At 71.3% G+C, this 26,037-nt stretch carries 25 protein-coding genes and 1 tRNA gene; 11 read left to right on the forward strand and 15 right to left on the reverse strand.

The features are described from left to right. Nucleotides 1-11: 11 nt before the first annotated feature. The 9 genes from HNR02_RS08570 to HNR02_RS08610 are packed head-to-tail and all read right to left on the reverse strand — an operon-like array spanning nucleotide 12 to nucleotide 10,109. Nucleotides 12-1,730, reverse strand: coding sequence for a hypothetical protein (locus HNR02_RS08570; RefSeq protein WP_179772626.1), 1,719 nt, complete (start codon nucleotides 1,728-1,730; stop codon nucleotides 12-14). Nucleotides 1,731-1,759: 29 nt separating this feature from the next. Continuing rightward, entirely contained in the window at nucleotides 1,760-3,136 is a 1,377-nt protein-coding gene (locus tag HNR02_RS08575; protein ID WP_179772627.1) for an amidase, read from the reverse strand. A gap of 13 nt (nucleotides 3,137-3,149) precedes the next feature. Then, a complete protein-coding gene (locus HNR02_RS08580; protein ID WP_179772628.1) occupies nucleotides 3,150-3,911 on the reverse strand; it encodes an SDR family NAD(P)-dependent oxidoreductase in 762 nt (253 codons plus the stop codon). Continuing rightward, nucleotides 3,908-5,338 carry an aldehyde dehydrogenase family protein gene (locus HNR02_RS08585; protein WP_179775794.1) on the reverse strand — a complete coding sequence of 477 codons (1,431 nt, stop codon included), beginning with the start codon at nucleotides 5,336-5,338 and terminating at the stop codon, nucleotides 3,908-3,910. The genes HNR02_RS08580 and HNR02_RS08585 overlap by 4 nt, the downstream gene beginning before the upstream one ends. Then, nucleotides 5,338-6,102 carry an ABC transporter ATP-binding protein gene (locus HNR02_RS08590; RefSeq protein WP_179772629.1) on the reverse strand — a complete coding sequence of 255 codons (765 nt, stop codon included), beginning with the start codon at nucleotides 6,100-6,102 and terminating at the stop codon, nucleotides 5,338-5,340. The genes HNR02_RS08585 and HNR02_RS08590 overlap by 1 nt, the downstream gene beginning before the upstream one ends. Next, the gene (locus tag HNR02_RS08595; RefSeq protein ID WP_179772630.1) at nucleotides 6,099-6,869 is read right to left on the reverse strand and encodes an ATP-binding cassette domain-containing protein; all 771 of its coding nucleotides are present in this window, start codon (nucleotides 6,867-6,869) and stop codon (nucleotides 6,099-6,101) included. Before HNR02_RS08595 ends, HNR02_RS08590 begins: the two co-directional genes overlap by 4 nt. Next, entirely contained in the window at nucleotides 6,866-7,684 is an 819-nt protein-coding gene (locus tag HNR02_RS08600) for an ABC transporter permease (RefSeq protein WP_179772631.1), read from the reverse strand. The genes HNR02_RS08595 and HNR02_RS08600 overlap by 4 nt, the downstream gene beginning before the upstream one ends. Beyond that, nucleotides 7,681-8,628: an ABC transporter permease gene (locus HNR02_RS08605; RefSeq protein ID WP_179772632.1), complete on the reverse strand. Its 948-nt coding sequence runs from the start codon at nucleotides 8,626-8,628 to the stop codon at nucleotides 7,681-7,683. Before HNR02_RS08605 ends, HNR02_RS08600 begins: the two co-directional genes overlap by 4 nt. Then, nucleotides 8,628-10,109 (reverse strand): ABC transporter substrate-binding protein, encoded by a 1,482-nt coding sequence (locus HNR02_RS08610; protein ID WP_179775795.1) that lies wholly within the window; start codon nucleotides 10,107-10,109, stop codon nucleotides 8,628-8,630. Before HNR02_RS08610 ends, HNR02_RS08605 begins: the two co-directional genes overlap by 1 nt. Before the next feature lie 75 nt (nucleotides 10,110-10,184). Here HNR02_RS08610 and HNR02_RS08615 point away from each other — a divergent pair, with 75 nt between their 5' ends. Continuing rightward, complete coding sequence (locus tag HNR02_RS08615; protein WP_179775796.1) at nucleotides 10,185-10,925, forward strand: FadR/GntR family transcriptional regulator; 741 nt, start codon at nucleotides 10,185-10,187, stop codon at nucleotides 10,923-10,925. A 1-nt stretch (nucleotide 10,926) separates the two neighbouring features. Here HNR02_RS08615 and HNR02_RS08620 read toward each other — a convergent pair whose 3' ends face one another. Continuing rightward, nucleotides 10,927-11,418 (reverse strand): SRPBCC family protein, encoded by a 492-nt coding sequence (locus HNR02_RS08620; protein ID WP_179772633.1) that lies wholly within the window; start codon nucleotides 11,416-11,418, stop codon nucleotides 10,927-10,929. Next, the gene (locus HNR02_RS08625) at nucleotides 11,415-11,753 is read right to left on the reverse strand and encodes an ArsR/SmtB family transcription factor (RefSeq protein ID WP_179772634.1); all 339 of its coding nucleotides are present in this window, start codon (nucleotides 11,751-11,753) and stop codon (nucleotides 11,415-11,417) included. The genes HNR02_RS08620 and HNR02_RS08625 overlap by 4 nt, the downstream gene beginning before the upstream one ends. Nucleotides 11,754-11,832: 79 nt before the next feature. On the opposite strand from HNR02_RS08625, the gene HNR02_RS08630 reads away from it, so the two are divergent. Beyond that, nucleotides 11,833-12,255 carry a PPOX class F420-dependent oxidoreductase gene (locus tag HNR02_RS08630; protein WP_179772635.1) on the forward strand — a complete coding sequence of 141 codons (423 nt, stop codon included), beginning with the start codon at nucleotides 11,833-11,835 and terminating at the stop codon, nucleotides 12,253-12,255. Here the strand turns inward: HNR02_RS08630 and HNR02_RS08635 are convergent. Next, entirely contained in the window at nucleotides 12,240-13,280 is a 1,041-nt protein-coding gene (locus HNR02_RS08635) for a trans-sulfuration enzyme family protein (protein WP_179772636.1), read from the reverse strand. The two genes, HNR02_RS08630 and HNR02_RS08635, sit on opposite strands and share 16 nt — an antisense overlap. Before the next feature lie 104 nt (nucleotides 13,281-13,384). Here HNR02_RS08635 and HNR02_RS08640 point away from each other — a divergent pair, with 104 nt between their 5' ends. Further along, nucleotides 13,385-13,759 carry an FKBP-type peptidyl-prolyl cis-trans isomerase gene (locus tag HNR02_RS08640; RefSeq protein WP_179772637.1) on the forward strand — a complete coding sequence of 125 codons (375 nt, stop codon included), beginning with the start codon at nucleotides 13,385-13,387 and terminating at the stop codon, nucleotides 13,757-13,759. Here HNR02_RS08640 and HNR02_RS08645 read toward each other — a convergent pair. Further along, a complete protein-coding gene (locus tag HNR02_RS08645; protein WP_179772638.1) occupies nucleotides 13,752-14,633 on the reverse strand; it encodes a LysR substrate-binding domain-containing protein in 882 nt (293 codons plus the stop codon). The two genes, HNR02_RS08640 and HNR02_RS08645, sit on opposite strands and share 8 nt — an antisense overlap. A gap of 73 nt (nucleotides 14,634-14,706) precedes the next feature. Here HNR02_RS08645 and HNR02_RS08650 point away from each other — a divergent pair, with 73 nt between their 5' ends. The 3 genes from HNR02_RS08650 to HNR02_RS08660 are packed head-to-tail and all read left to right on the forward strand — an operon-like array spanning nucleotide 14,707 to nucleotide 17,529. Further along, nucleotides 14,707-15,606, forward strand: coding sequence for a serine/threonine dehydratase (locus HNR02_RS08650; protein ID WP_179772639.1), 900 nt, complete (start codon nucleotides 14,707-14,709; stop codon nucleotides 15,604-15,606). Between the two features lie 14 nt (nucleotides 15,607-15,620). Further along, a complete protein-coding gene (locus tag HNR02_RS08655) occupies nucleotides 15,621-15,941 on the forward strand; it encodes a hypothetical protein (protein ID WP_179772640.1) in 321 nt (106 codons plus the stop codon). A gap of 10 nt (nucleotides 15,942-15,951) precedes the next feature. Further along, a complete protein-coding gene (locus tag HNR02_RS08660; protein ID WP_179772641.1) occupies nucleotides 15,952-17,529 on the forward strand; it encodes a hypothetical protein in 1,578 nt (525 codons plus the stop codon). Here the strand turns inward: HNR02_RS08660 and HNR02_RS08665 are convergent. Further along, nucleotides 17,513-19,519 carry an ATP-binding protein gene (locus tag HNR02_RS08665; protein ID WP_179772642.1) on the reverse strand — a complete coding sequence of 669 codons (2,007 nt, stop codon included), beginning with the start codon at nucleotides 19,517-19,519 and terminating at the stop codon, nucleotides 17,513-17,515. The genes HNR02_RS08660 and HNR02_RS08665 overlap by 17 nt on opposite strands. Nucleotides 19,520-19,732: 213 nt before the next feature. Next, a tRNA-Leu gene (locus HNR02_RS08670) sits at nucleotides 19,733-19,815 on the reverse strand. 131 nt (nucleotides 19,816-19,946) lie between these two features. Here HNR02_RS08670 and HNR02_RS08675 point away from each other — a divergent pair. The 5 genes from HNR02_RS08675 (at nucleotide 19,947) to HNR02_RS08695 (ending at nucleotide 26,034) form a co-directional block, all read left to right on the forward strand. Then, nucleotides 19,947-21,161 carry an FHA domain-containing protein gene (locus HNR02_RS08675; RefSeq protein WP_312860950.1) on the forward strand — a complete coding sequence of 405 codons (1,215 nt, stop codon included), beginning with the start codon at nucleotides 19,947-19,949 and terminating at the stop codon, nucleotides 21,159-21,161. 124 nt (nucleotides 21,162-21,285) lie between these two features. Beyond that, a complete protein-coding gene (locus tag HNR02_RS08680) occupies nucleotides 21,286-21,753 on the forward strand; it encodes an FHA domain-containing protein FhaB/FipA (RefSeq protein WP_179772643.1) in 468 nt (155 codons plus the stop codon). Then, nucleotides 21,750-23,075, forward strand: a complete 1,326-nt coding sequence (locus HNR02_RS08685) for a PP2C family protein-serine/threonine phosphatase (RefSeq protein WP_179772644.1) — start codon at nucleotides 21,750-21,752, stop codon at nucleotides 23,073-23,075. Before HNR02_RS08680 ends, HNR02_RS08685 begins: the two co-directional genes overlap by 4 nt. Continuing rightward, a complete protein-coding gene (locus tag HNR02_RS08690; RefSeq protein ID WP_179772645.1) occupies nucleotides 23,075-24,568 on the forward strand; it encodes an FtsW/RodA/SpoVE family cell cycle protein in 1,494 nt (497 codons plus the stop codon). The genes HNR02_RS08685 and HNR02_RS08690 overlap by 1 nt, the downstream gene beginning before the upstream one ends. Then, a complete protein-coding gene (locus HNR02_RS08695) occupies nucleotides 24,565-26,034 on the forward strand; it encodes a peptidoglycan D,D-transpeptidase FtsI family protein (RefSeq protein WP_179772646.1) in 1,470 nt (489 codons plus the stop codon). Before HNR02_RS08690 ends, HNR02_RS08695 begins: the two co-directional genes overlap by 4 nt. Nucleotides 26,035-26,037: the final 3 nt, after the last annotated feature.

The following is a 26,037-nucleotide window of genomic DNA, read 5'->3' on the forward strand; positions in this document are numbered from 1 at the left end:
GGCGCACGCCGCTAAAACCCCGGCTCCTCGTGGAGCCAGTCCAAAGCTTTGCGCGCCGCGTTCGACACCGCTCTGTCCGGGTGCGCCACGACGACGCATTCGAGCACTTCGCGGGTGCTGGGATGGCCGCAGATCGTGGCGCCTGCCAGGAACAGCAGCTGGTCCGGGCGCGGTTGGGAGGCGAAGTCGGCCAGGGCCTTTTCCCGGCCCTCCGCCCGGATGCCGGCCGCGAGGACATCGACCTTGCTGTAGGTGCGGTCGCGGCCGGTGACCTCGGTGCGGTCGATCAGGCCCGCGTCGAACAACCAGGCCATGGCCGCCGGGCCCGCCGCCGAGTGGTCACGCAACGCCGCGATCGCCGCGACGCCGTCGCCGCCCAGGCGGGCCAGCAGACGGAACGTGAGCATCCGGTGCTCGAAATCGTCCGTGCGGCGGGCCAGCGTGGACAGTTCCGCGATCGCCCGTTCCGGCTCCCGCGACCGCAACCACGTCCGTGCGCCGTCGTCGAGGACCTGCGGGTCCAGCGGGGCCAGGCGCGCGAACAGGACCTCCGCCGTCTCACCCGACAGGTCCGTCACCGTCAGCACCGCCTCGCCCTCGGCGACGCGCACCTCGTACGCGGCCTGCACACCCAGGGGCAGCAGTTGGACGACCTGGCGTTCCTCCTCGGGCACGTCGTCGAGGTAGTCCACGCCCGCGAAGTCGAGCAGGTCCTCCACGTGTTCCTCGCCCGCAGGGAAGATCTCCACCAAGCCGTACTCCGCCAGCCGGTGCACGACGCGCAGGATCGTGCCGCCGTCACCGCCCAGCATCTCCACCAGCATCGGGATCGTCGCCGGCTCCGTCGCCAGCTCGGTGACCATCTCCGCGGCCAGCGGATTCCCCAGCACCGACACGACCGCGGCCCGCCACAGCTCCACCGGGTCGGCCAGCAGCCGCGCCGCCTTCTTCACCCGCACCAGCCGTCCGCGGTACACCCGCACCACCCCGGCGCGCTTCGCCATCGACACGAACTCCGCGGGCGCGCTCACCTCCGCCAGGTCACGCCCGTCGCCGACCCACTCCACGAACCGGCGCAGCTGCGGCACCACCGCCGTGACCTCGGCCTCCGCCGTCAACCGCTCCGGCGACGCGAGCGGGAACACCGGTGACGGCGCGGCCACCTCGGCGTCCGGGTCGCCCTGGTAGTGGCGGTAGGCCAGATCGTGCAGCAGGTCCTGGTCCACCTCGACCTCGCCGCGGCGGACCCGGTCGATGAACGCCTGCGCGGCGACCTCGTTGAGCGGATCGATGCCGTGCTCGGCCATCGCGACCGCCCAGAACTTGGCCAGCCCGAAGTTCGACGGCTCGTTCATCGCCGCGTCGAACCGGTCCGCGATCGCCGTCAGGTACGACCGCAGCACCACCGGTTCCTCGCTGCGCTCGTCCAGCAGGTCGGCGTCGTCGAAGAAGTCCATCAGCGCCTCGACGGTGGACAGCACCGCCGACGAATGCGGGTCGAGCAGCACGACCTTGCGGGGGAACCACACGAGCAGCGCGTTGCGGAGGACATCGCGGCTCCAGCGGCCGAGCAGCCCGTCCCGTTCGAAGCGGAAGTCGAGCATGGCACCGGCGACAACCGGGTCCACGACCCGTTGCCGCATCTGCGACCAGGCGTCCAGCTCCACGAGCAGCCGCTGCCGGGCGTCGATGAACTCTTCCTCGTCCGCTCCGGTGTACACCATCCGCATGACCCGATGGTCCCGCAGATGACGCGTCTTCACACCCCCGGAGACCGCTGCGGACCGCGAATTCCTTCGAATGCTGCAGCCATCCGGAGCACTCCGAGGTCGTCGAAGCGCCGTCCGGCGATCTGCAGCCCGACCGGCTGTCCCTCACTCGTATAACCGCAGTTCAACGACACCGCGGGCTGCCCCGACATGTTGTAGGGCACGGTGAAGGCGATGTGCTCGAACGGCCGCGCCGGATCGTTCGTGGGCGAGGCCCACCCGGCGGGCGGCGCCGACACCGGACAAGTCGGGGACAGCACGAAGTCGTACGGCTCGATGGCCTGCATCGCAGCAATGCTGATCGCATCCATCTGGGCGAATCCGCGGTAGGTCGCGACGCCGGAGACCTCCGCGCCACCCTGTGCCCAGGCGGCGATGTAGGGCAGCACGAGGGCCTGCCGTTCCGGCGGCAGCGCGCTGATGTCGCACCACGCCCGCACGCGCCAGAAATCGTCGAGACCGTCCAGCATTTCCCTGGTCAGGAAGGGTTCGACCGGTGCCACGACGGCCCCGGCTGCCTCGAACCGGCTCGCCGCGTCGAGCACCGCGGCCCGGATGTCCTCCTCCACCGGCAGGCCCGCCCCGGCGTCCAGCTGGACGCCCAGGCGCAGGCCGGAGACGTCGAAATCCAACTGTGACCAGGCGATTTCCGCCGGCGGGAGGCTCAGGTGGTCCCGGCTGTCCGGTGCGGACAGGACGCCCACCAGCGCCGCGGCGTCCGCGACTGTCCGCGTCATCGGCCCGGCGACCCGGCCGGGGAACGGCGGGTGCACCGGAACGCGCCCGAAGCTCGGCTTGAGCCCGACCAGGCCGCACCACCCGGCCGGCAGCCGGATGGACCCGCCGATGTCGGTGCCGACGTGCAGCGGCCCGTACCCGGCGGCGGCCGCCGCGGCCGCGCCCGCGCTCGACCCGCCGGGGGTCCGCGAGAGGTCCCACGGATTGCGGCTCGCGGTGTGGAAACTCGACAACCCCGAGGTCAGCATCCCGTAGTCGGGCATCGTGGTCTTGCCGAGCAGCACCGCACCGGCCTCCCGCACCCGCGCGGCGGCGGGCGCGTCGGCCGCCGCCGGGACCAGTTCGGTGGCCGCGGTGCCCAGCGGCACCGGTGTGCCCCTGGTCGCGATGTTCTCCTTGAGCGTGATCGGCACCCCGTCGAGCGGGCCCGCCTCCCCCGCGCTCCACCGCTGCTCGGACGCCTTGGCCGCATCGCGTGCCTGCTCCGGGTCGGGGGCGTAGAGCGCGTGCAGCGACGGCTCCAGCGCGTCGATCCGGTCCAGCACCGCCTCGGTGACCTCGACCGGGGACAGCGTCCCGGCGCGGTAGGCGGTGAGCAGGTCGGTCGCGGACAGACCGGTCAACTCCACGTGCGGTCCCCTCTCATTCCGGCGGTGTGTAGCGGCCGTCGACCGCGGTCCAGCCACCGTCGACGGCCAGTACCGCCCCGGTGACGAAGCTCGCGGCTTCGGAGGCCAGGTAGACGACGGCTCCGGCCAGTTCGGGCGCCTTCGCCCAGCGGCCCAGCGCGCTCTTGCCCGCGTAGGCGGCGTACCAGTCGGGGCTGGCCTTGATCTGCTCGGTCAGCGGCGTCTCGACCACGCCGGGCGCGATCGCGTTGACTCGCACGCCGGAGGGCCCGAACTCCGCGGCCGCGGTGCGGAACAGCTGCACCAGACCGGCCTTCGTCGCGGCGTAGGGCCCCTGACCCGGTTCGACGGTGGTGCCGCGGATCGAGGAGAACCCGATGATGCTGCCGCGCCCGCGCTCGACCATGCCCGCGCCGAAGGCACGGACCACGTCGAAGGTGGCCCCCAGGTTCAGGGCGACAACCCGGTCGAACTCGTCGCGCCGGTAGTCGAGCAGGCGTTTGCGCACGTTGGTGGCCGCGGTCAGCACGACCACGTCGACTTCGCCCAGCTCGGCCGCGGCCCGTTCCACCGCACCGGCTTCGAGCACGTCGATCTCGTAGGACTCGCCGATCCCCCGCGCCGTCTCCGCCGCCGCTTCGCCGTCGCGGTCCGCGCAGACCACCTCGGCGCCGTGCGCGGCCAGCGCGAGCGCCGACTCGCGGCCGATCCCGCTGCCCGCGCCGAGCACCACCGCCCGCTTCCCGTCCAGCCGGAACAACTTCTCGTAGTTCACGCGCGGATCACCGCCATCCTGGTCACGGTCAGCTCGTCGATCGCGAACCGCGGGCCCTCGCGGCCGATGCCGGAGTCCTTCACACCGCCGTAGGGCATGGTGTCCGACCGGAACCCGGGCACCTCGTTCACCACCACGCCACCGACCTCCAGCTCGTCGATCGCCCGCATCGCCGTCCGCAGCGAGGTGGTGAACACGCTCGCGTGCAACCCGTACCGGGACGCGTTGACCTGATCGAACGCTTCGTCCACATCGGACACGCGGCGCAGGCACACGACCGGGCCGAAGATCTCCTCCTCCCAGCAGTCCGCGCCGTCGGGCACATCGGTGAGCACGGTCGGCCGGATGATGCCGTCGACGAGCTCGCCACCCGCGGCCACCGTCGCACCCGACGCCGAGATCCAGTCGAGGACCCGGCGGGTGGATCGTTCGTCGATCAACGCGGACACCCTGGTCCTTTCGTCACGCGGATCACCGGTGACCACCTCGGGCAGCCGCGCCAACAGCCGTCGCGTGAACTCCACCGCCACCGAATCGACGACCAGCAGCCGCTGCACCGAGATGCACGCCTGGCCGGACGCGTAGAACCCGCCACGCAGCACCGCGTCCGCCGCCGCGTCGAGATCGGCGTCCTCCGCGACCACCAGCGCGGCGTTCGACCCCAGCTCCAGCAACGTCTTGCGCGGCGCGGCATCGCGCGCGATCCGGTGCCCGACCGCCGCCGAGCCGGTGAACGACACCGCGCCGACCCGCTTGTCCGTCACCAGGGCGGACCCGACCCCGGCGTCCCCGGTGACCAGCTGGACCATCGACAGCGGCGCCCCCGCGGCCGCCGCGGCCTCGCGCACGAGGTGCACCAGCCACAGCGTCGCGAGCGGAGTCTGCGGTGCCGGTTTGACGATCACCGGGCAGCCCGCCGCGATCGCCGGCGCGATCTTGTGCGAGGCGAGCAGCAGCGGGTAGTTGAACCCGGCGATACCGACCACCACGCCGATCGGCTTGCGCACCCAGAACCCGGTCAGACCCTCACCGGAGGGCAACAGGTCCAGCGGCACCGTCTCGCCGTGCAGGCGGGCGACCTCCTCGGCCGCGGCCTGCCAGGTCACGAGTGTGCGGGCGACCTCGACGCGGCAGTCGACGAGCGGTTTGCCGGTCTCCACGACCAGCAGTCCCTCCAGCTCGTCGCGCCATTCGACCAGCGACCGGTGCACGCCCGTCAGCACGTCGCGGCGCACGTGCGACGGCAGTTTCGCCACCTCGCGGGCCACCGCGGCCGCCTCGTCGACCGCCCGGCGCGCCAGCTCCGGGGTGCCGACCGGGGCCTGCGCGACCACGCAGCCGTCGAACGGGAACCGGATCTCCACCGTGTCCGAAGTGGACACCCACTCCGGGCCGACCGGGAGCCCGTCGGGATAGGGGTCGAACATCATCGTCCTCCCTGCAGCCTGGCCAGTTCCGCACGCAGGTTCGGCGCCGCGGCGATGAGTTCCCGCGTGTAGGGGTGCCGAGGATCGTCGTAGACCTGGTCCACCGCGCCCAGCTCGACCAGCTCTCCGTGACGCATCACCGCGACCGTGTCACAGACCCGTCGTACCACGGCGAGGTCGTGTGAGACGAACACCAGCGTCAGCTCGAACCGGCCGGTCAGCTCGGCGAGGAGGTCGAGGACCTGCTTGCGCACCGACACGTCCAGCGCGCTGACCGGCTCGTCCGCGACCAGTACCCGCGGACGCGGCGCGAGCGCGCGGGCGATCGAGATGCGCTGCCGCTGCCCGCCGGAGAACTGGTGCGGATACCGGCCTGCCGCGTCCTCCGGAAGGCCGACCGCGGTCAGCAGCTCCGCGACGCGGCCGGGATCGCGGCGGCCGAGCGGTTCGCAGATGATGTCCCGCACGCGCATCCGCGGGTCGAGCGAGCCCATCGGGTCCTGGAACACCACCTGCAGCGCCGAGCGCAGGAACCCCAGCTTGCGGTCGGGCAGGCCGTCGACGCGCCTGCCCTCGAAGTGGATCTCGCCGGAGGTGGGCCGGTCCAGCCCGGCCAGCAGCCGCACGAGCGTGGACTTGCCCGAACCGGACTCGCCGACGATCCCGAACCGCTGCCCGGCCTCGATGTTCAGCGACACCCCGCGCAGGGCGTGCACCTCACGCGGCCGCCGGTAGGTGCGGTGGACGTCCCGCAACTCGATCACGCCGCCTCCAGGTCCGAAGCGGCCAGCAGCTTCTTCGTGTAGTCGTGCGAGGGCCGGGTGAGTACGTCCGAAGTGGACCCGTGTTCGACGATCCGTCCCTCGTGCATCACGAGCACCCGTTCGCACACCTTCGCCACCACCGCGAGGTCGTGGGTGATGAACAGCAGCGCCGTCTCCCGCTCGGCGACCCCGGCGAGGATCAGGTCGAGCACCTGCGCCTGCACCGTCACGTCCAGCGCGGTGGTCGGCTCGTCGCAGATCAGCAGCGCCGGGTCGTTGGCCAGCGCGATCGCCAGCACCACCCGTTGCCGCTGACCACCGGAGAGCTGGTGCGGGTAGGCACGGGCGAGCTGGTCCGGATCGGGCAGCTTCACCGCGTCCAGCAAGGCGACCGCGTCCTGCCGCGCTGTCCGGCGGGATGTGTCGCTGTGCAGCCGGATCGACTCGGCGACCTGGCGGCCCACGCGCATCAACGGGTTCAGCGCGGTCATCGGCTCCTGGAACACCATCGCCAGATCCCGCCCGCGCCGCCGCGACAGCTCGCGCTCGGACGCGCCCAGCAGCTCGGTGCCGGTCAGCTTCACCGAACCACTCGCACGCAGACCGTCGGGCAGCAGGCCCATCACCGCGGACGCGGTCAGCGACTTGCCGGATCCGGACTCGCCGATGAGCCCGACCCGCTCGCCGCGGCCGACCGCGAACGACACGTCCCGCACCAGCGGCCGCGAGCCCGCGTGGACGGCCAGTTCCGACACTTCGAGGGTCATCGCCGCTCCAGTCGCGGGTCGAGCCGGTCGCGCAGACCGTCGCCGAGCAGGTTGAACCCGAGCACCGCGATCGCGATCGCCAGGCCCGGTACCAGCGCCAGCCGCGGCTGCACGGTCAGCAGTTCCTGGGACTCCTGCAGCATCCGGCCCCACGACGGCGTCGGCGGGCGCGTACCGAACCCGAGGAACGACAGCGCCGCCTCGGCCAGCACCGCGATGCCGAAGGACACCGAGCACTGCACGATCACCAGACCGCCGATGTTCGGCAGCACGTGGCGCCGCGCGCTGAACAACCGCGACCGCCCGGCCGACCGCGCCGCCAGCACGTACTCGGTGCTCATCACCTGCAACGTCCCGGAGCGCGCGACCCGCGCGAACGACGGGATGGTCGCGACACCGATCGCGATCATCGCGGTGACCGTGCTCGCGCCGTAGACCGCGCCGAGCATGATCGCCAGCAGCAGCGCGGGAAACGCGAGCACGAGATCGTTGACCCGCATGACGAACTCGCCGAGCCACCGCTTCGACATCCCGGCCAGTATCCCCAGCGGCGTCCCGGCCAGTGCCGCCACGCCGACCGCGATCACGCCCACGTACAGCGTGGTGCGGGAGCCGACCAGGATCTGGCTGAACACGTCACGGCCGAACTTGTCGGTGCCGAACCAGAACTCGCCCGACGGCCCGAGCAGCCGGGCGCTCGATTCGACCTTCAGCGGATCGTGCGGCGTCCACACGAACGACACCAGCGCCGCCAGCACCACGAGCCCGACCAGCACCGCGCCGATGACCAGCGTGGCCGACGTCCGCCCCTTCACCGCGCCGTCCTCAGCCGGGGGTCGATCGCCACGTACAGCAGGTCGACCACGAAGTTGACCACCAGCACCGCGACCACCAGCACGAGCACGATGCCCTGCACCGACAGCAGATCGCGCGCGGACACCGAATCGAGCAGCATGCTGCCCAGCCCCGGCAGCACGAACACACGCTCCACCACGACCGCGCCGATGAGCAACGTGGTCAGCTGCAGACCGAGCACGGTCACCACCGGCACCGCCGCGTTGCGCATGCCGTGCCGCATCAGCGCCGGATACGGGCGCAGGCCCTTCGACCGCGCGGTACGCAGGTAGTCCTGGCCCAGGGTGTCCAGCACGGCCGAGCGCACGTAACGGGTGAGCACCGCGCCCTGCACCAGGCCGAGCGAAAGCGCGGGCAGGATGAGGCCGCGCAGGAACTCACCCGTGTCCTGGTCCGGCGGCGTCCACCCGCCCGAGGGGAGCCACCGCAGCTGCACCGCGAAGATCTGCACCAGCAGGATCCCGGCCAGGAACGCCGGAACCGCGACACCCAGCTGGGACACCCCGGAAATCGCCGCGCCACCGAAGCGCCGGTGCCACACCGCGGCGAGCGCGCCGAACGGCACCGCGAGCACCACCGCGACCAGCATTCCGGCGCCCACCAACCACAACGTCACGCCCAGCCGGTCGATGAGCTGCGGCCCGATCGCCTCACCGGTGACGTAGGAGCGGCCGAAGTCGCCGTGCAGCACCCCGCCCATCCAGCTCAGGTACTGCTCGACCAGGGGCCGGTCGAGGCCGAAGTCCTGCCGGGTCCTGGCGAGCAGTTCGGGGGTGGCGTTGACGCCGAGCGCGACCTGCGCGGGGTCGCCCGGCAGCACGGCCATGAACGCGAACACCACGATCGAGGCGGCCAGCACGCTGACCACCAGGATCGCCACGCGGCGCACGAGCGCGAGTGCCATCAACCCAGCCCCGTCAGGTCGAAGGACTCGCTGACCTGGTTCGCGGCCAGTCCGGTGACCTTCTTCTTCGCCACCACGACGTTCGGGTACAGGAACAGCCAGTCGGCCGCCGCGTCCGCGGTGATCGTCCGCGCCGCCTCACGCATGTCCGTGACCTGCTGCTCGGGCGTCCCGGCGTCGGCGTCCGCGATCAGCTGCTTGACCCGCGGGTTGTCGTAGCCCCAGTAGTACTCGGGGTTGCCGAAGGTGGTGATGTCACGGGCCTCGACGTGCTGGACGATCGAGGCGTCGAAGTCGTGGTCGGTGAAGACCTGGTTGAGCCACACCGCGGGGAAGTCGAGCGGTTCGATCGTGACGCGCACGCCGATATCGGCCAGATCCGAGGCCACGACCTGCGCGGCGGCGGTGGCATACGGCAGGTTCGCGACGCTGAGCGTGAACGACAGGTCGCTCTGGCCCGCCTCCGCCAGGAGTTGCTTCGCCTGCGCCGGATCGTGCGGGTAGTAGCCGGAAAGGTCCTCGTACCACGGGTCGGTCGGCGGCACCATGCTGCCGAGCACCGTGCCGCGGCCCGCCCACGCCGTGTCCAGCAACGCTTTCCGGTCGACGGCGAGGGTGAGTGCGCGCCGGACCCGGACGTCGTCGAAAGGTGCCCTGGCGCCGTTGAAGGACAGCACCACCTCACCGTTCGTGGTGCCCTGCAGGGCGGTGAAGCGGGTGTCGTTCTCGAACTGCGGGATCGAGTCCGGGGCGGTGATCTGCGCGATGACGTCGATGCCGTTGCTGAGCAGTGCGTTGTTCAGCGCGGTCGGATCCTTGATGTATTTGAGGATCACGGTCCGGTAGGTGGGCTGCCGTCCCCAGTAGCCGGGGTTGGCTTCCAGCACGATCGAATCGCCGCGTCGGCGGGAGGCCACCTGGTACGGGCCGGTGCCGACGGGGGTGTTCGCCAGATCGGCGACGCCGGTCGGGCTGAACATCGCGCCGACGCGGCCGGTCATGTCGAAGAGCCAGCCGTTGCTGGGTTTCTTCAGCACGACGCGGGCGTGCAGCGGATCGACCACCTCGACGTGGTCCACCACGTCCATTTTGGACTTGATGGAGATCGACCAGTCCGTCCGCACGCGCTCGATCGAGAACTTGACGTCCTCGGCGGTGAACGGCGCGCCGTTGCTGAACTTCGCGTCCGGCTGGAGCTCGAAGTCGTAGGTGCGGCGGTCTTCGCTGACGGTCCAGGACTTCGCGAGCAGCGGCACGATCCTGCCGCTGGAATCGAGCTTCACCAGGCCCTCGTAGACGTTGTAGAGGAGGGCCTGCGGGATGGCGGTGCCGTCGGTGCGCGTGAAGTCGAAGTTCGCGGGCTCGGCCGTGAAGCCGACGGCGAGGGTGTCCGGACCGGAGCTGACCGAGGCCGTGGAACCGGCGGAGCAGGCCGAAACCACCAGCAGAAGCGCCAGTGCCGCGGAAATTCGGACTTTCATCCTCACCCCGAGTCAGTATGCTGGTCCGACCAGTAGCCTAGGTTCGCACCAGACGGGGTGAAGGTCAAGACGACGATGGAGTTCGAGCCGGTCAGCCCGGTCCGCGCCTACGAGCGGATCGTGGAACAGATCGAGCAGGCCGTGCTCACCGGCCGGCTCCGGCCCGGCGAGCGGCTGCCCGGGGAACGTGACCTGATGGCCCGCTTCGGCGTCAGCCGGTCGACGATCCGGGAGGCGCTGCGTGTCCTGCAGGCGGGCGGGGTGATCCGGTCCCGGCCCGGCGATCCGCGCGGCCCGGAAGTGCTGGCCGCCTCACCGGCGAGCCTGGAGAAGTCACTGGACCGGCTGGCACGCGCGGAAACGCTCGGGCTGGCGGAGCTGGTGCAGTTCCGGATGGTCCTGGAGGGTTCGGCGTACCGGCTGGCCGCGGAACTGCGCGCCGAGGACGACCTGTCGGAGATGCGGGCCGCGCTGGAGGCGATGGCGTCGAGCCTGGACGACTACGAGTCGTTCAGCCGCGCGGACGTGGAGTTCCACGACGTGGTCGCGCGGGCGGGACGGAACAGCCTGATCGTGGTGTGCGGCAAGGTCGTGCGCGGCGTGGTTCTGGACCTGATCTCCGGGAAGCTGGAGCACGCCGCGGACCGGCTGGCACTGATGCAGGCTTCCGTGGCGCACCACAGGGAAGTCCTGCGCGCGGTGGAAGACGGCGACGGCCCGCTCGCGGCACGCCTCGCCCGCCGCGCGCTGTACGACTACTACGCCGAGTACGTGCGCGCGGGCGAGCGAGTGGTGCTGGAACACCTGCTGGACTGAGCTACTCGTCCTCGGCCAGGATCGCGTCGATCTGACCTTCGGCGAGGGTCATGCCCTCCTCCATGCCCATCTCGATCACCTTCTCCAGCTCGGCGAGCGTGTCGAAGGAGCTGACGGTGGTCATCCGGGTGCCGTCGCCGTCGGCCTCCAGCGTGACCGCGCAGTGGATCACCGGCATGTCCGCGCTGGGCTCGCCGTGTTCGTCGGCGAAGCCGTCCTCGAACTCCAGGCGGTGCGGGGCGTCGATCGCGGTGAACCGCCACCAGCCGTGTGCCTTCGTGCCGTCCGGGCCGGTCATGAAGTAGGCGGCGCGGCCGCCCGCCTTGAAGTCGTGCTGCTGGAACGTCGCGGGCCAGGTCGGCGGGCCCCACCAGCGTTCGAGCCGGCGCGGGTCCTCCCACACCCGCCAGACCCGGTCGACCGGCGCGGCGTACCGCGCGACGATCGTGAGGGTCAGCGCCCCGGTGTCCTTGTGCGAGCTGATCACTGTCATGTGTCCTCCTCGGACAGGATTTCCCCGATGGCCTGGTCGCGGTGGCGCGAGATCCGTTCGTACTCGCCGAGCAGCCGGGCCGCCTGGTGCAGGACTTCGGGATTGCCGTGCACGAGCTGCTCCCTCCCGCTCCGCTGCTTGACGACGAGCGACGCCCGCGCGAGCACCGACACGTGTTTCTGCACCGCGGCGAAACTCATGTCGTAGGAGCGGGCGAGCTGCGAGATCGACTCCTCCTGCCGCAGCACCCGGGTGACGATGTCGCGCCGGGTGGCGTCGGCGAGCGCGTGGAAGATGCGGTCGATCTCCTCGTTGCCAAGTTCACTTACAACCACATGGTTGTACGTTAGTGGTCACGCGACCGGCTGGCAAGAGCTTGACCTCCAGCCAGGTCGAGGTTCTAACGTCGGCACCATGATCTTCACCGAGCGTGAACGCGCTTACCTCGAAAGCCAGTCACTGGGGCGGATGGGCACCGTCGACGCGAAGGGACGGCCCCAGGTGCGGCCGCTGGGTTTCCAGCTCAACGACGACGGCACGATCGACATCGGCGGGCCGGAGCTCAGCAGGAGCCAGAAGTGGCGAAACCTCGAAAAGAACCCGGAAGTCTCGTTCGTCGTCGACGATCTGACCCCCGACGAGCCGGGTGCCGTCAAACCGGGCTGGGGGCGTGGCGTCGAGATTCGCGGCACCGCCGAGCTGATCACCGGCCATGCGCCGCCCGCCTACGGCGGCGCGTGGTTCAGCGACGAGGTGATCCGGATCCACCCGCGCGTCGTGCACGCGTGGCACCTCGACCCGGACCAGCTCACGCGCCGCGCTCAGGTCAGTGCCTGAGACAGGTCCCGCCAGAGGTCTTCGGGGTCTTCCAGGCCCACGCTGAACCGCACGAGGCCCGCGGGCACATGCGCGTCGCCCGGCCACATCGCGCGCCGTTCGACGATGCTTTCCACGCCGCCGAGGCTGGTCGCGTGCCGGATCAGCCGCAGCGACGCGCACAGCTTGTCCGCCGCGCCCGCGTCGGCCAGGTCGAAGGCGATCATGGTGCCCTGCCCCGGGTAGCGCACCTTCGTCACCGCCGGGTGCTCGCCGAGCCGGGGCGCCAGCAGGGCCGCGGTGCGTGACTGCTCCGCCAGCCGCACCGGCAGCGTGCGCAACCCGCGCAGCGCGAGCCACGCTTCCAGCGCTCCGGGAGTCGCACCGCCACGCGTGCGGGCGTCGCGCAGCTCCTGCGCGACACCCTCGTCGGCCGCGATCGTCAGCCCCAGCAGCAGATCGCTGTGACCGCCGATCAGCTTCGTCGCGCTGTGCACCACGATGTCCGCGCCCAGCGCGAGCGGCTGCTGACCGAGCGGCGTCGCGAAGGTGTTGTCCACCACCACGCGTGCCCGGTGACCGGTCAGCCCGGCGATGTCGATCAAGTCCAGCGTCGGGTTCGTCGGCGACTCCACCCACACCACGTCCGCCTCGCGGGCGGCCGCCAGCCAGCCCGCCTGGTCGGACGGTTCGACGCGGCGCACCTTCAACCGCCCCTTGGCCGCCGCGTGGTCGAGCAGCCCGCGCGTGCCCGCGTAGCTGTAGACCGGCACCGCGACCTCGGCACCCACGTCCAGCAGGTCGAGCACCGCCGCCGCGGTCGCGATGCCCGACGCGAACGCGATCGCGTGCCCGCCCTCGATCGCCCCGACGGTCTCCTCCAGCGCCAGCCACGTCGGCGTGCCGTCCTCACGGGCGTACTTGAAGCCCGCCCCGGCGAGGAAGGTGCTCGCCGGTACCAGCGGGGTGTTCAGCGGCTGCCCGGGTTCGTCCGGCCGCCCGGCGGCCACCGCGCGGGTGCGCGGCGCCAGGTCGTCGAAGTTCACGCGTTCTCCCTGATCAGTGCGCGGCGATCCCAACGTAACAGTCGAAAATGCGGCTACCGGCACCGGTCGGTACCGTGCAGCGACCGACGACAGGGAGGAACAGCATGGCATTGGAACGGCCGGAGGTCGACAAGCCGACCGGACCGCCTCCGGCGGACCTGGAGGTCACGGACCTCAGCGTCGGCGACGGCGCGGAAGCCGCCGCGGGCAACGTCGTGTCCGTGCACTACGTGGGCGTCTCGCACTCGACCGGTGCTGAGTTCGACGCGTCGTGGAACCGGGGCGAACCGCTGCGCTTCCCGCTCGGCGCGGGGCACGTCATTCCCGGCTGGGACCAGGGCGTGCAGGGCATGAAGGTGGGCGGACGGCGACGTCTGGTCATCCCGCCGCACCTGGGTTACGGCGACCGCGGCGCCGGAGACGTGATCAAGCCGGGCGAGACCCTGATCTTCGTGGTGGACCTGGTCGGCGTCAGCTGAGCCGGGACGCCACCCGCGTCAGCAGGCCCACCAGGGCCGAAACGTGGGCGGCCGGCCGGGGGCGGTGCACCGCGTGGATCTCGCGGTCCAGCGTGCTCCCGGCCAGGTCGCGCACCACGATCCCGTCGGCGTCGCGCACCACCGTCGCCGGCACCAGCGCCGCGCCGAGGCCGGCGCGGACCAGCGCGAGGATCGCCGCGTAGTCCTTCGTCTCGTAGGCGATCCGCGGTTCGATCCCGTCCCGCGCGGCCAGCAGGTCCAGGCACGCGCGGTCCGCCGAGATCCAGTCGTCGGCGGCCAGGTCGACCAGTTTCACCTCGTCCTTGCCCGCCGCCGGGTGCCGCGGCGGCAGCACCAGCCGCAGCCGGTCGGCCAGGAGCGGCACCCTCGTCAGCCCGCGTGCCGGGGGCAGGTGCCGCCCCGGGTAGCGGTGGGTGATCAGCAGGTCCAGCTCACCGGACACCACCAGGTCGTAGCCCTCCGGCGGTTCCAGGTCGGCCAGGCGCAGCCGCGTCTCCGGATGGGTCCGCCGGAACTCGCCGATGACCTGCGGCAACAGCACCTGGCCCGCGGTGGCGAAGGTGCCGACGGTCAGCGTCGCCGGTGGCCGGTCACGCAGGGCCGCAAGCGCTTGCTCCGCCTCACGCAGCTCGCCGACGATCGCCTCGCCGTGCCGCACCAGGACGCGACCCGCCTCGGTCAGCGACGTGCCGGTGGCCCGGCGCTCCAGCAGCGCGCACCCGGCCTCGCGTTCGAGCCGGGCCAGTTGCTGGGACAGCGCGGACGCGGTGAAACCCATGGTGCGCGCCGCCGTCGCGATGGATCCGGCGTGGGCGACCTCGACGAGGACGCGGAGTCGTTCGGCGACGAGCATGCCGTAAGTATCGCTAATGCCCGGCCACCGTAAAGCGCTGGCGGCTTACGGCCGGGGTGCGCACAGTGGAGACATGACCACCACCGTCGTCCCCGACGTGACCGCCGCCGCGGACCGCATCCGCCCGCACGTCCGCCACACCCCGCTGCTGCGCGCGGAGGTCGACGGCCGTCCGCTCGTGCTGAAACTCGAACACCTCCAGCGCACCGGCTCGTTCAAGCTGCGGGGCGCGCTGAACGCGCTGCTCGCCGGTGAGCGGCCAGGGCAGGTCGTCACGGCGTCGGGTGGCAACCACGGCATCGGGGTCGCGACGGCCGCGGCGATCCTCGGCCTGCCCGCGACGATCGTGGTGCCCGAAACCGTGCCGGAGGGCAAGGCCCGCCGGATCGAAGCCGCCGGCGCGCGGCTGGTGCGGGCCGGGACGCGGTACGCGGAAGCGGCGGCGGCCGCGCACGAACTGGCCGAGGCTCCGGGCGCCCGCTACGTCGAGGCCTACAACGACCCCGTCGTGGTCGCCGGCCAGGGCACGGTGGCGGCGGAGATCGTCGCGGACGCCCCGGACGTCGACTCGATCGCGGTCGCCGTGGGCGGCGGCGGGCTGGCCGCGGGTGTGGCGCTCGGGTCCGGCGGGCGGCTCACCGTCGCGGTCGAACCGGAGGGCTGTTCGTGCCTGCACCAGGCGCTGGCCGCCGGTCGCCCGGTGGACGCGCGGGTCGACTCGGTCGCCGCGTCGGCGCTGGGCGCGACCCGCGTGGGCGAGGTCCCCTTCGCGGTGCTGTCCGGGCCCTCGGTGGTGTCGCGGGTGGTGGGCGAGGACGAGATCGTGGCCGCCCGAGACCGGCTGTGGGACGAGTTCCGGCTGGCGGTCGAGCCCGCCGCGGCGGTGCCCTTCGCCGCCTGGCTCGCCGGGCAGGTGCCGGGCGAGGTGCCGTGCGTCCTGCTGTGTGGCGCCAACGCGGACTGGACTCCGTGACTAGGCTGGGGATCATGCCGGAACCGATCCTGGTGTCCATCGCCGCCGCGGCCGCCACGAAGGCCGTGCAGGGGCTCTACGAGCTGATCAAGAACAAGTTCGCCGGCGATCCGGAGGCGACAGCGGTGCTGGAGACCGCGACACCCGAGGCACCGGAGACGGTCGAGGTCCTGGCCGAACGACTGGACCGGGCCGGCCGGGAGGACCCCGGGTTCGCCGGATCGCTGCGCGAGGCGTGGAGCCAGCACGGCGACGGCGCGAACAACCAGATCTCCGGCACGGTCCACGGCAACGTCGTGCAGGCACGGGACGTGCACGGCGACATCAGCTTCTAAGATCACCACCGTGGTCGACTGGCATACGGTGCGCACCGAGCGCACGGTGCTCGTGATCGTCCACAACACCACCGCGGCGACGCGGCTGTTCGACATCCTGCCGCTGTTCGCGACCGACCCGCGCATCCAGACCGTCTTCACCTGCCCCGGTTCGAGCGCGTTCACCGCGGGCACGCACGAGTACCTGGCGAAGGCGGGGATCGAGGTCCTGCCCTGGGAAACTGCCCTGCGGATGCCCGCGGACCTGGCGATCTCCGCCAGCTACGGCGGCGGCCTGCACGACGTCGCCGCGCCGCTGATGGTCGTGCCGCACGGCATGGGCTACAACAAGTACCTCGAATCGGAGGGCCGCGGTGGCGTGTTCGGCCTGTCCGGGGAATGGCTGACCCACGACGGCCGCGTGGTCCCGTCGGTCATCGTGCTCTCCCACGAAGAACAACTGGACCGGCTGATCAGGGCGTGCCCGGAAGCCGCGGCGAACGCGATCGTCGCGGGCGATCCGTGCTTCGACCGCATGCTGGCGAGCCTCCCGCTGCGCGAGTCCTACCGGCAGGCGTTCGGCCTCGAACCCGGGCAACGGCTGATCGTGGTGTCCTCCACCTGGGGCGACGCGTCGCTCTTCGGCTCCGACCCCGAACTCGTCCGGCGGCTCGCCGCGACGCTGGACCTGGACGGCTACCGCCTCGCGGTGGCGCTGCACCCCAACATCACGGCGCACCACTCGCCGTGGCAGGTGCGGATATGGCTGGAGGACTGCCGCCGCGCCGGTGTCCTGGTCCTGCCCGACGAGCAGTGGTGGGGCGCGGCGCTCGTGGCGGCCGATCTGACCGTCGGTGACCACGGCTCCGTCAGCTTCTACTCGGCCGCGCTCGGTCTGCCACTGCTGCTCGCCGCCGCGCCGGAGAACGCCGTGGCCCCGGACTCCCCCATCGCCGGCCTGCTCGCGGCGGCTCCCCGGCTCGGCGCGGACCCGCGGCGGCAGATCGACGAGGCGATCAAGGACCACGATCCGGCCACGCTGGCCGCGATCACGGGCCTGACCACGTCGTTGCCCGGCGGCTCCAACCGCACCCTGTCCGACGCGATCTACCGCCGTCTCCGGCTGCGATCGCCGGGCGAGCCGGAGACGCGGGCACTGCCGATCCCCGAGGCCGACATCCCGGAACCACGCGCGCACCTGGTACGGATCCGCTCGTGGGGCGATCACGCGGAGGCCACCCGGTTCCCCGCGGTGGCGCTACGGGAACCGGGCCGGGCTCCGCGGTACACCCACCTCGTCGTGGACACCAGGGAACCCAGTGCGCGACTGCTCGACCTGGCCGACATCGTCGTCCACGACCACCCGCGCGACGCGCGCCGGTGGGTCGGCGAGACCCTGCGGTCACTGACGGGGTGCTCGCTCGCGGTGGCCCGCGACGGGGACACCTGGCTGGCAGGCGACGGCGACGGTTTCCTCGTCCGGCTGAGCGATCTGACCGGTCCCGCGCCGGTGTTCGCCGCGGCACTGCAGGGTCATCCGGGCGGCGCGGAGATCCGGGTGGAACTCGGTGGGACGCTCCGGACGGCGACGGTCACCGTTCTGCGGTGAGCGAACGAATCCGCTCCTCGGCGTCCGCACGTTCCCGGGTGAATCCGTGGTGCGCGAAGATCTCCGCCGCGCGCCGGAGATCCGGCAGCGGGTCCGGGGCCAGGACGGCGAGCGCGACCATGATCTCGCCGCGTTCGCGGTGAGCGCGTCCGGCCTCGGACACGGCCAGCGCCGCCCGCAGCACCTCACGCGCCTCGTCGACCCGGCCGGCTTCGGTCAGCTTCCGGCCGCGCCAGAGGTCGATCTTCGTGACGTTGTAGGGCTCGGACCGCAACCCGTCGGCGGCCTGGTCGAGCAGGGGCAGCGCCGCATCGGGCAGGAGCGCCTTGGCCAGGTGGAAGCGGGCCAGCGCGATCCGCCGCGGCACCCCGAGCCCGAGCGCCCGGCCGAGGTTCTCGCGCCACAGCTTAGCCGCGTCCTCGCGGTGCCCCCGGTCCCATTCGACCAGGCCCAGCGTCTCCAGCGCGCTCGCCTCGGCGGTCTCGCTCCCCGACCGCCGGGCCCGCTCCAGAGCGTCCTCCAGCGCCTCGGCCGCCTTGTCGAACTCGGCGCGCTGCCGGTGACCGAGCCCGAGCTGGAAGCCGAGCACGGCGGCGGCCAGATCGTTGCCCAGCGCGGTCGCCGCCTCGACCCCGCACCGGTTGACGTCGATCATGTCCTGGGTGTGGCCGCCGCGTTCGTACAGCGGCCACAACGCGATCGCGAGCTGGCACACCCGGTGCAGCTCGCCCGCGGCGAAGGCCGCCTCGACGACCGCGCGCAGGTTCGCCCGCTCGGCGTCGAGCCAGCTCCGGGCCGCGGCACCGTCGTCGTCACCGTCCGGCACGGTCAGATCCGGCCAGATCTCCTGGCGCCAGCCGCGGCCCGGCGTGAGCACCGCCTCCGCGCGCAGCGCACGCGCCCAGTAGTAGCCGGTCAACCGCTCGACCAGGTGCGCCGCTCGTTCGGCCCGGTGCCGCGCGTGCGACCTGACCAGGCCCGACATCAGGTACCGGTCCTCGTCGGCCTCCGTGGCGAGCCGGGCCCGCACCAGCTCCTCCAGTGCGTCCGAGGTGTCCTCTTCGTCCTCTTGCAGCGCCACCGCCACGGCCGCGACGTGCACGCCGCCGGTGCCGGGATGCACGCCGAGCACCTGGTAGACGCGTTGCGCCTCCGGTGACAACCGCTGGTACGCGGCGTCGAAGACCGAGCGCACCGGAGCGCTCGGGTCGCGCGTGAGCTTCCGCACCAGACGGGCGGCGGGCTGGGACGACCCGGCGAGCAGGGCCGCGACGACGCACAACGCGGTGGTCGAGCCGTCGCACACCTCGATCAGCCGCCGGATGGCGTCCGGATCCTCGTCGGCCCGGTCCTTCCCGGCAAGCCGCACGAGCAGTTCACGTGCCGCGTCGTCGGTCATCGGCGCGATCTCCACGACGATGGTCCGGATCGCGTTGGAGAGCAGCTCGAGCCCGCCCACGTCGGTGACCAGCACCACGGACCGGCCGTGGCCGGGGAGCAGGTGCTCGATCTGCCGGACGGTCAGCCCGTTGTCGACGACCACGGCGACGGTCTTGCCGGTGGTCCACGACCGCCACCACGCCGCCCTGCCCTCGACACTGCCGGGGATCTCGTCCGGATCGTGTCCGGTGGCGAGCAGCAGATCGCGCAGCGCCTCCCGCTCCTGCTCGGCCTCGTCGGCCCCGGCCGCGAGCGGGACGAAGAACTGCCCGTCCGGGAACTCCCCGAGGTGCTTGTGCACCCACTGCACGGCGAGCGCCGTGCGCCCGGAGCCGGGCTCGCCCAGGATGCGCGCCGCCCTCGGCCAGTCACCGTCGCCGTCGAGCAGGCTGTCCAGGTCACGGAGCTGGCGGTCGTTGTTGACGTAGTTCGGCAGCCGGAGCGGCAGCTGGCTCAGGGCGCTCCGCCTCCGCTGACCGTGGAAGTGAACCCCGCCGGACACGTCCCGGCCCTGGAAGACGGACTGTGCGTCTCCGTCGAACTGGTTCACTGGACGGCTCCCCACCGATCGTCGCGCCATGCCGAGCCGAAGTACCGCACCCCGACGCGCCATATCGCGGTGCGGAGCGCCTGTTACACGGTGTGCAACCATCCTCAGGGCAGGCGGTGCGGGGAGGTGGAGCCGGGGTGCGCCGGGGCGCGACATGGATCACCGGAGACGAAAAAACCCGGGCCCTGAATTCCAGAGCCCGGGTGATTCGGGTGGGCGAGGAGGGAGTTGAACCCTCACGTCCTTTCGGACACACGGACCTGAACCGTGCGCGTCTGCCATTCCGCCACTCGCCCGAGTTGCTGCGACAGCGAAAGGAACTTTAGCAGGCCCGTTCGGGGGCCTTCGCCGGGGGTCGTGTCGAAGGGGGCGGATCCCGATAGGATCGGTGCGAAAGCACATGCTCGCGAAGGAGGGCTCGGGTTCCGTGGGTCGGGTTGAGCGTTTCGATCGACGCCTGGAATCCCTGGTGGGCAATACCTTCGCGCGCATGTTCGGCGGCAACGTCGTCACGCAAGAGGTGGCGCAGGCCCTGGAACGCGAAGGTGAGGACAACGTTCGTGAGCTGGCCGGTGGCAGGCTGCTCGCCCCCAACCACTACACCGTGTCGCTGGGGTCGACGGACTACGACCGGATGGCCGGCGATGAGTTGCGAGTCACCAGGGTGCTCACCGAAGCCGTTTCGGCGCACCTCGCCGAACACGGCTGGGACACCTATGGTGACGTCGTAGTTTCGCTCGAGCGCAACGACGCGCTGCATACTGGACAATTCAAGACCCGTTCATCCGTCGACCCCGACGTCAGCGCGCGTAACGTCGCGGGTGCAGGACGGTCAGCACGACGCAGCAACGCAGGAGACCCAGCAATGAGCCAGCCCCCCGGCTACGGCCAAGGCCAATACGACCAGGGTGACCCGTACGGCCAGCAGGGCCAGTACGGCTACGGACAGCAGGGACAGCCCGGGTACGACCAGGGTGGCTATGGCCAGCCGGGCTACGACCAGGGCTACGGCCAGCAGCCCGGTGGCTACGACCAGGGCGGCTACGGCGGTGGCCAGCCCGGCTACGACCAGGGCTACGGCGGCCAGCCGGGGTACGACCAGGGCTACGGCCAGCCGCAGGGTGGCTACGACCAGGGCTACGGCCAGCCGCAGGGCGGGTACGACCAGGGCTACGGCGGCCAGCCGGGCTACGACCAGGGCTACGGCCAGCAGCCCGGCTACGACCAGGGCTACGGCCAGCAGCCCGGCTACGGCACCCCGCCGGGCGGCTACGGGCCCCCGCAGGGCGGTCCGGACCCATACGGGCAGCAGGGCGGCTACGCCCCGCCCGCGGCGCCGGGCGCCGGACGCCAGGTCCAGGCGGTCCTGCAGCTCGACGACGGCTCGAACCGGAACTACACGCTCAAGCAGGGCGGCAACGTCATCGGCCGCGGCCAGGACGCGGACTTCCGCCTGCCGGACACCGGGGTCTCCCGCCGCCACCTGGAGATCACCTGGGACGGCCAGAGCGCGACGCTGGCCGACATCGGCTCCACCAACGGCACCACGGTCAACGGCACCCCGGTGCAGACGTGGCAGCTCGCGGACGGTGACGTGATCAGGGTCGGCCACTCCTCACTGGTGTTCCGCACGCAGGGCTGACACACGCGCCGGTAACCTGCGCCTGCCCGGGTTCGCACCCGAAATCCCGTGTCCCGCAGAATGACTCCTGCGGGACGCCGTGGCGCACGCGTGCCACGGTCGGGAGAACAGAAGGCGGAGACACGTGCCGGAGCTGGTCGTTCAACTCACCAGAGTGGGCTTTCTCGTGCTGCTCTGGCTGTTCGTGCTGGCTGCCCTGCGGGTGGTGCGCTCGGACCTGTACGCCGCGTCGGGCCTGAAGGTGGCCATGCCCGGCCTGCGCCGGTCCAAGGAGCAGAAGAAGCCGCGAGGCGGCGCCAAGACGCCCCGCCAGCTGCTCGTCACGCACGGTGCGCTGTCCGGCACGCGGATCACGCTCGACGGCAGGCCGATCACGATCGGCCGCGCCGACGACTCCACACTGGTGCTGGACGACGACTACGCCTCGACCCGGCACGCCCGGCTGGTCCTGCGCGGAACGGACTGGTACGTGGAAGATCTGGGATCGACCAACGGCACCTACCTGGACCGGGCTAAGGTCACTGCACCCCTCCGAGTTCCACTCGGTGTCCCCATCCGGATCGGCAAGACGGTGATCGAGCTTCGCCCATGACACTCGTTCTTCGCTACGCGGCCCGCAGCGACCGCGGCCTGGTGCGGTCGAGCAACCAGGACTCGGTGTACGCGGGCCCCCGCCTGCTCGCACTCGCCGACGGCATGGGTGGCCATGCCGCGGGTGAGGTGGCCAGCAAGGTCGTGATCGCCTCGCTCGCCCCGCTCGACGACGACGAACCCGGCGACGACCTGCTGACCATGCTCAGAGACGCGGTGGCGGGCGGCAACGCGGCCATCAGCGAGCTGGTGGCGAACGACCCCGACCTCGACGGTATGGGCACCACGCTCACCGCGATGCTCTTCTCGGGCTCGCGCCTGGGCATGGTGCACGTCGGCGACTCGCGGGCCTACATGTTCCGCAACGGCGCGCTCGCGCAGATCACACGCGACGACAGCTTCGTCAACGAGCTGCTCGAACAGGGCCGCATCACGGCGGACCAGGCCGCGACCCACCCGCAGCGTTCACTGCTGCTCAAGGCCCTCACCGGGCACGAGGTGGAGCCGAGCCTGACCGTGCGCGAGGCCCGCGCGGGCGACCGGTACCTGCTGTGCTCGGACGGCCTGTCCGGCATGGTCAGCGACGAGACGCTGGCCGAGGCGATCCGCATCCCGGATCCGCAGGACTGCGCCGACCGCATGATCGAGCTGGCCCTCAAGGGCGGCGGCACCGACAACGTGACGGTCATCGTCGCGGACGTGGTGGACGTCGACTACGGCGAGGACGCGCCGATCGTGGGTGGCGCCGCCGGTGACGGCAGCGACCAGTACGACAGCCAGGGCGACTCCCCCGCCGCGCGGGCCAGGGCGCTGACCCAGCCGCCCCCTCCGCCGCCGCAGATGATCGCGCCGCCGGAGGAGCCGCGCAAGCGCCGCAAGTGGCGCTGGATCGTCGGTATCCTGCTGGTCCTCGTCGTGCTGGGCGCCGGCGCGATCGCGACGCGCTACTTCGTGCTCAGCCAGTACTACGTGGGCGAGGGCACCAATCAGGAGGTCGCGATCTTCCGCGGCGTGCCGGGCAGCATCCTCGGTGTCCCGTTGCACCAGGAGGCCGAGGGTTCGTGCCCGTCCGGTGACCAGCTGTGCGACGAGCTGACCGTGCCGCAGCTGCAGCAGGACGCGCAGGCCGCGGTGCGCAACGGCGTGAAGAAGGACAGCCTGTCCGACGCCCGCGACTACATCGACAACTTCCTGCGCTACAAGACGCTGCGGGACTGCACCCAGACCACCATTCCCGGCGTCCCGACCGTGCCGAACGAATCGACGAGCCAGCAGGCGGGGAGGGACTGCGCGGCGACGACGGTGCCAGGTGGCGGGGGCTGATGAGCCAGCCACCGCTGTCGGAAGCAGCCGCCATCTACGCCAGCAACCCCCAGCGGGAGCTGCCCACCCGGCGTGGCACCGAGCTGGCCATGCTGGGTTTCGCCGCGTTCATCGTGACGTGCGCGTTCGTGCTCGTGCAGGCCAACCAGGAGCAGGAGCTGTCCTGGGCGGTCGTCTGGTACGGACTGGCGTACCTGGGACTGTTCGCGATCGCCCACGCCGCCGTGCGCCGCTGGGCCGCCTACGCGGATCCGCTGATCCTGCCGTGCGTGGCACTGCTCAACGGTCTCGGCCTGGTGATGATCTACCGCATCGACCTGGCCAACGCCGAGGAGGCGACCAGGGCGGGCGAGGACTTCGCGGCGGACGCGCCCAAGCAGGTGCTGTTCACCGCGCTGGCCCTGGCGCTGTTCCTCGCCGTGCTGGTGCTGGTCAAGGACCACCGGACGCTGACCCGTTACGGCTACACCGCTGGTCTGGTCGGCATGGTCGCGCTGGCGCTGCCCGCGCTGCTGCCCAGTTCGCTGTCCGAGGTCAACGGCGCGAAGGTGTGGCTGAAACTGCCCGGCTTCTCGATCCAGCCCGCCGAGTTCGCGAAGATCCTGCTGATGATCTTCTTCGCGTCCTTCCTGGTCGCGAAACGGGACCTGTTCATGATCGCGGGCCGGAAGGTGTTCGGCGTCGAGCTGCCGCGGGCCCGTGACCTCGGCCCGCTGCTCATCGCCGCCGCGGTCTGCCTGCTGGTGCTGGTGTTCGAGAAGGACCTGGGCACCTCGCTGCTGCTCTTCGGCATCGTGCTGGTGATGCTCTACGTCGCCACCGAGCGCGCGATCTGGGTGGTCACCGGGCTGAGCTTCTTCGTCGTCGGCTGCCTGATCGCCTACCAGCTGTTCACGCACGTCGAGCAGCGCGTGGCGAACTGGATCGACCCGCTGGCCACCTACTCCGATCCCGGTGGCGGGTACCAGATCGCGCAGGGCCTGTTCGGTCTCGGCACCGGCGGGATCGGCGGCACCGGACTCGGCGCGGGGCGGCCGGAGATCGTGCCGGAGTCCAACACCGACTTCATCACCGCGGGGCTCGGCGAGGAGCTCGGTTTCGTCGGGCTGGCCGCGATCCTGGTGGTCTACCTGCTGCTGGCCACGCGCGGTATGCGCAGCGCGCTGGCGGTGCGGGACACGTTCGGCAAGCTGCTCGGCTGCGGCCTGTCGTTCACGATCGTCATGCAGGTGTTCGTGATCGTCGGCGGGGTGACGAAGCTGATCCCGATGACCGGCATCACGACGCCGTTCCTGTCCTACGGCGGCTCGTCGCTGCTGGCCAACTACATCCTGGTCGCCCTGCTGCTCCGCATCTCGGACGCGGCGCGGCGGCCCTCCCAGAAACCCCGGCCCAAGCAGCCGCAGCAACAGGCTCCGCTGGCCGAGGCGCACACGGTGATGGTGCAGCGGCCGCCTGCCGGGGGGAACGCGACAGGGGAACCGACGGCATGAACAAGCCCATGCGCCGCGTCGGCATCGCCATGATCACCATGGTGGTGCTGCTCCTGGCCAACATCACCTACATCCAGGTCGTCAAGGCCGACGACTACCGCACCGACTCGCGCAACCGGCGGGTGCTGCTGGAGGAGTACTCCCGGCAGCGCGGCAGCATCGTGTCGCAGTTCAACGGCCAGGTGCTGGCCGACGTGACGGACACCGACGACAAGCTGAAGTTCGAGCGTCACTACATCAACGGACCGATGTACGCGCCCGTCACCGGCTACTACTCGGTGCGCTACGGCTCCGGCGGGATCGAGCGGGCCGAGGACGACATCCTCAACGGCTCGGACCCGCGGCTGTTCGTGCGCCGCCTCTCGGACATGGTGACCGGACGGGACCCGCGTGGCGGCAGCGTGCAGCTCACCATCAACCCGGCGGTGCAGCAGGCCGTCTACAACCTCATGTCATCCAAGGGCTACACCGGCGCGGCCGTCGCGATGAACCCGAAGACGGGCGAGATCCTGGCGATGGTCTCCACGCCCTCCTACGATCCGAACGAGCTGGCGTCGCACGACAGCACGGCGCAGCAGGAGGCGTGGACCAAGTTCACCGACGACCCGAGCAACCCGATGATCAACCGGGCGATCTCGGAGACCTACCCGCCGGGTTCGACGTTCAAGCTGCTGGTCGCCGCCGCGGAGCTGGAAAACGGCGCCACCGCGAGCACGCCGGTCAGCAACGCGCCCAACGTGAAGCTGCCGGGCACCAACACGACGCTGGAGAACTACGGCGGGCAGACCTGCCCCGGCACCACGTTCAAGGACGCGCTGGCCCACTCGTGCAACGTGCCGTTCGCGACCTTCGCCGGTGAGCTGGGCGCGGACAAGCTGCGGGAGACCGCGGCGAACTTCGGCATCGGCACCCCGCTGTCGATCCCGCTCAGCGTCGCGCCGTCGGACCTGGGCGAGATGGACTCGCAGGGTGCGCTGTACCAGTCCGGCATCGGGCAGCGGGACGTGCGGCTCACCCCGCTGCAGGACCTGATGCTGTCGGCGACGATCGCCAACGGCGGCATGGCGATGAAACCGCAGCTGATCAAGAGCCTGCTCGGCGCGGACCTGTCCGAGACGCTGGAGACGTTCTCGCCGGAGGAGCTGACCGGCACCCCGGCGCTGTCCAAGGAGAACGCGGCCGTCCTGACCGACATGATGCTGGCCTCGGAGGCCAACACCAAGGGCGGCGGCAAGCGCGGCGACATCCAGATCGCGTCCAAGACGGGCACCGCCGAGCACGGCACCGACCCGAAGGCGACGCCGCCGCACGCTTGGTACACCGCGTTCGCACCGGCCGCGGACCCGCAGATCGCCGTCGCGGTCATCGTCGAGTCGGGTGGTAACCGCGGTCTGGCCGCGACCGGTGGCACCGTGGCGGCCGAGATCGGGCGCGCCGCCATCAACGCCCAGCTCGGGGGTGGGTAGCGC

The sequence above is a fragment of the Amycolatopsis endophytica genome (assembly GCF_013410405.1).
GTDB classification, from domain to species: domain Bacteria; phylum Actinomycetota; class Actinomycetes; order Mycobacteriales; family Pseudonocardiaceae; genus Amycolatopsis_E; species Amycolatopsis_E endophytica.